Origin of the sequence: Rothia sp. HMSC068F09, from assembly GCF_001812775.1 — a bacterium.
Taxonomy (GTDB): Bacteria; Actinomycetota; Actinomycetes; order Actinomycetales; family Micrococcaceae; genus Rothia; species Rothia mucilaginosa_A.
Window position 1 is genome coordinate 1 of record NZ_KV810420.1, and the last position, 4,934, is coordinate 4,934.

General features: G+C 59.0%; 3 protein-coding genes. 1 reads left to right on the forward strand and 2 read right to left on the reverse strand.

Features of this window, described 5'->3' with window-relative positions; genetic code table 11:
* Window positions 1–710: 710 nt before the first annotated feature.
* Entirely contained in the window at window positions 711–998 is a 288-nt protein-coding gene (locus HMPREF2874_RS03610; RefSeq protein ID WP_204371245.1) for a Rossmann-fold NAD(P)-binding domain-containing protein, read from the reverse strand.
* A gap of 146 nt (window positions 999–1,144) precedes the next feature.
* Here HMPREF2874_RS03610 and HMPREF2874_RS03615 point away from each other — a divergent pair, with 146 nt between their 5' ends.
* Window positions 1,145–2,437, forward strand: coding sequence for an IS30 family transposase (locus tag HMPREF2874_RS03615; protein WP_005987407.1), 1,293 nt, complete (start codon window positions 1,145–1,147; stop codon window positions 2,435–2,437).
* Window positions 2,438–2,657: 220 nt separating this feature from the next.
* On the opposite strand, the gene tet(W) is transcribed toward HMPREF2874_RS03615, so the two are convergent.
* Window positions 2,658–4,580, reverse strand: coding sequence for a tetracycline resistance ribosomal protection protein Tet(W) (gene tet(W), locus HMPREF2874_RS03620; protein WP_070648983.1), 1,923 nt, complete (start codon window positions 4,578–4,580; stop codon window positions 2,658–2,660).
* Between the last annotated feature and the right edge of the window lie 354 nt (window positions 4,581–4,934).

Sequence of the window (4,934 nt, forward strand, 5' to 3'; positions counted from 1 at the left end):
CCTCCAACCACACTCAACTCTGAAGAGCCGTTTTACTGTCCCGACATTCCAGTTGTCCTCAGTTTTCGATGCCGTCTCAAACCGAGTGCCGCCAAGTAACACTATGTCGTGTTTCATCGGCTTCGGGGACAAAAGCCGGGGCAATCTCAAAAACTCATTCCAAACTCGGGGCTTTGAGTTTTCGTTTTTGTCCCAAAGGGCACGGCGGACAGCCTTTAGAGGTTCGATATCGACGAAAACGCCCGCTTTGAAACTCAAGTGCCTTTTCGTGTGCGAGCCGCCAGCTGCAATAGGAAGTGAATCAACGCAGGCGCCTTTCAAGCAGTTTGCAAAACTGCAGGTTGCAGGCCTTCATTGCTAGTAGGGGAAATGAGTAGTCTCAGGTGGCTTGCCCATGAGTTAGCGAGCAGGTTGGGGCTTCGTTGTTGGCGCAATCACTTCGTGCACACTCGAAAGGTCTGTTTAACTTCAGACAGGGCGCCAGTGCCTACGCGCAGTGGCGCAGATGATGGGCAGCAAGAGACAAGCATCTGCTGCCGCCCATCAGAAAGCATCGTACAGGCCATACCACACGTCGGTGTAGATGAAGTCGGCGCCCTTGATGCACTCGGTTGTCGTCGGAGACCTTGCAGTTCTCCTCGCCGATGGCCATGAGGTCGCCCATCTCCTGCGAAGGCGGGCGAGCCGTAGCTCGCCCGACCTGGTACGTCTTACAGACCGTGCTTACCGAGAGCGGCCATGCGCTCATTGATGGTGGCGCGGTATGCCGCAGCCTTCTGCTCGTCGGGCTCGCTCTGGGGGCACAGAGTGGCCAGGATGGCGCGAATGGAGTGCTTGCGGTTCTCGGCCTCGACCCAGCACAGGGAGCGCTCGGGATCGTCCATGACCTCGTCGACGACTTCCTCGCCACGGTTGGCGGGCAGGCAGTGCATGAACATGCTGTTCGGACCGGCAACGTTCATCATATCCCAGGTCACCTGGTACTTCGGATAGAACACATCCATGTAGCTGGAGCTGGAGACTTCACCTTGATTATCAACTTTATCCGAACACCTCCCACATTCATCCGCACATGTGCGGATGAATGTGGGAACCCGATACCCTGAGGGCCGGATCGGCCGGCCCCGGGAGATCGGAGGACGGCATGTCCGGAAAGAAGAAGAGCGGCTCCGCAAGGGCGGTCCCGAGGGCCTACGGAAGGCTCACGAGGCACGAGCGGGACACGGTCCAGAGGATGCTGGAGCGCAGGGCGTCGTGCAGGGAGATCGCGAGGGAGCTGGGCAGGTCGCCCTCGACGGTGAGCGCCGAGGTGGCGTCGCACAGGTTCGTGACGGCGCCGAAGGCCAGGCGCGGCGAGCGCGTGGACGCCTCCGCCGACCTGTCGGCGGCCTGCCCGCGCCTGGCGGCGTGGCCGCGCTGCTGCAACGGGTGCGGCCGGTACCGCGCGATCGGCTGCAAGCGCCGCCCCCACGTCTTCTACGAGGCCCGGGCCGCGCAGCTGTGCGCCGACTCGGTCCTCGTCTCGTCCAGGCGCGGGATAGACGCCGACGAGCCCGCCGCGGCGGCCAGGCTGGAGGCGATAAGGGACTGCCTGCGCCGGGGGCTGTCGCCCGAGCAGATGGCGGCGCGCAACGGCGGCCCGGTGGACCTGTCGCCGTCGACCATCTACCGCTGGGTCTCGGCGGGCTACGACGGCATGACCAACATGGAGCTCAGGCGCAAGGTCGGCTACAGGCCGAGGAAGCGCGCCGCGGGCCGGGCGGCGACCCGCCACTCCGCCCGCAGGTCGCATGCCGCGTTCCTCGCCCTCGGGGAGGACGCGTGCGCCGCGGCCTGGGAGATGGACACCGTCGAGGGGGCCCGGGAGGACTCCGCCTGCCTGCTCACGCTGCTGCACCGCCCCAGCAGGCTCCAGCTCGCGCTGCCGCTGGAGGAGAAGACCGCCGGGTGCGTCGCGGACGCCCTGGAGGGCGTCCGGGCCATCCTCGGCGCCGACGGGACGCGCCGCGTGTTCCGCGCCGTCCTCACCGACAACGGCGCCGAGTTCTCCGACGAGGCGGCGATCGCGGCGCTGCTCGGCGAGGGGCCGGGCGAGACGAGGCTGTTCTACTGCGACCCCAGGCGCAGCGACCAGAAGGGCGCCTGCGAGCGCAACCACGTCGAGATCAGGAAGCTGCTGCCCAAGGGCGCCGGAATCAGGTTCGACCGGCTCGCCCCGGCCGACCTGGCGCTGGCCATGTCGCACGTGAACTCCGAGCCCCGCGGCGCGCTCGGCTTCGCGACGCCCGCGCGCGCCTTCAGGGCGATGCTCGGGGAGGACGCGGCGGCGCTGCTGGACGCCTACGGCGTGGAGGACGTGCCGCTCGGCGATCTCGACCTGACGCCGGGGCTCATCGAGAGGGCGCGCGCAGAGAGGGGCGATGCCCCGCTGGCCTAGCCTAGGAGAAAAACGGAATAGACGGACCGACCGTCCGGCTGAGTCTGGGAAGAGGTGCCGGGCGGCGGGCGGAGCATGGCCACCGGACCCATCGAAACACATCTCCACCATTCCTTCAACTGGGAAAATGCCGCCCCCGGGGCCCGGATAGGACCTCGGGGGCGTTCGGTTAACTGCGGGAGCGTGCCGTCAGCTCAATGTGTTCGGTTGGGATCGGAAATCAACCAGTGATCTTACTGAACATATGGCGCACCTTGTCCAGGCGGCTGTTTGGACGGCGGGGCTGGATGACTGGCTTGCCGACAGCGGCCTGATACCCTTTCAGTTCTGTAAGGCATACGCTCTGCCCGTTGGTGTAAAAGGCCAGATCAGTACGGTATGCCTGTATACAGCGGGCGGGAATCTCGCCAGTAAAGACAACTTCATCCTTTTTTACCTGGACCGTTTCGATGGTGGCACAGTATTTCGGTGCATCATGATAAGCCCTGGAAAGATATTCCCGGGGCGCATAGAGGGTGAAGGAGAGATAAGGTTCCAGCAGTTGCGTCCCTGATTCCTTCAATGCCTGTTCCAATACAATCGGGGCCAATGAGCGGAAGTCCGCCGGCGTGCTGACCGGACTGTAATAAAGCCCGTATTCAAAGCAAATCTTACAGTCCGTTACGTTCCAGCCGAACAAGCCCTGCTCCAGCCCGTAACGGATACCATCCCTGACAGCGTTTTGAAAACTCTGGTTCAAGTATCCCAGCGAAACCCGGCTCTCGTATTGTACACCGGAGCCAAGCGGGAGTGGTGTAACAGACAGTCCGATGGATGCCCAAAACGGGTTGGGCGGCACCTCGATATGGATGGTGTGGCTGGCTGCTTTGAGCGGCCGCTCCATATAAATGACGGGGGGTTCCTTTACCACTGTTTCAAGCTTGTATTTTTCCGACAGCAAAGCGGAAACAACCTCCAACTGCACCCGGCCCAAAAAAGAAAGAATGATCTCATGGGTGATGGAATCCACCTCGCAGCGCAAAAGCGGGTCAGTATCCGCAAGTTGCGTAAGAGCGTCCAGCAGCCGTTCTCTTTGCGCTGCCGTTTTCGGCGCAATCGACGTCCGCAGCATGGGGAGGGGGTCCTCACGCCACCTTTTACGAGGGAGCCGGGTTGGGTCCCCTAATACATCGTTTAACCTCACGCTGTCGCTGGGAAGGATAACAATTTCACCCGGATAAGCGGTGTCTGTCCGAACAATTTCCCCTTTGGATGGAATACGCATCTCTGTGATTTTCAGCTTTTCTCTCCCGGCCAGGGCCACCGTATCCCGCAGGCGCAGCGTTCCGCTGTATAACCGTAGATAGACACGCCGCTGGCCGCAATCGGTGTACTCAACCTTGAAAACGCTGCCGCATAGGGCGGCGCCCCCCTGTTCCCCAATCGGTTGGAACAGCCCTGTCACCGCATCCATCAACGGTTGAATGCCAAGGCCATTTTTGGCGCTGCCATGATAGACTGGGAACAGGGAGGCGTCTTGAACCCGCTGCTGTTCCTCCCGCGCAAGTTTTTCCCGGCTGATTGGTTCTCCTGCGATATACTTTTCCAATAATTCATCGTTATTTTCGATGACCGCATCCCATGCTTCTATGTCGGTATTTTCCTCCAGGACTATTTCCGGGGACAGCGACACCGTCTGCTTGATGATAATATCGGCGGAGAGCTTATCCCGAACAGACTGAACCACGCTCTGCAAATCAACGCCAGCCTGGTCGATCTTGTTGATAAAGATAACGGTGGGAATGTTCATTTTCCGCAGGGCATTGAACAGAATACGGGTCTGGGCCTGCACGCCATCTTTAGCGGAGATCACCAAGATGGCCCCATCTAAAACAGCCAAAGAGCGGTACACCTCCGCCAAAAAATCCATGTGGCCGGGCGTATCCACAATGTTAACTTTACATCTGTGCCACTGGAAGGAAGTGACTGCCGCTTGAATGGTAATCCCACGCTGCCGCTCCAAAAACATGGTGTCCGTCCTCGTTGTCCCTTTTTCGACGCTCCCCGGTTCTGAAATGGCTCCGCTGGCATATAGCAGGCTCTCCGTCAAGGTCGTCTTTCCAGCGTCTACATGGGCAAGAATTCCAATATTGATTATTTTCATGTGATTGTCCTCCCTTTACAGCCCCAAAGGGCATAAAAATCCCCAGCAGTAAAATACTTTTACCACTGGGGATTATAAGTTGCGGACATACACATATACAGCATACACCTGTTTGTGATTGCTGTTTTTGGGGATATGTCAAAATTGATAAGGCAAAAGTATTCTTAAATTGGGTACAAAAAACTAAGCCCCTACAAAAGGAGCTATCATAATCCTTTGTTCCCACTATTTGATTATAGTTTTATTTAAGAATACCTTGCCGCATATTTTTTACTCCTTTTCTGGATTAAATCATTGTATCACATCAGTTTTAGGAAAGCAAGTAGGTCAAGTCCTGTGGAGTGGTGTAATCGT

Coding starts and splice junctions, on each gene's coding strand:
- HMPREF2874_RS03615 (WP_005987407.1), top strand. CDS start 1,145: ATGTCCGGAAAGAAGAAGAGCGGCTCCGCAAGGGCGGTCCCGAGGGCC.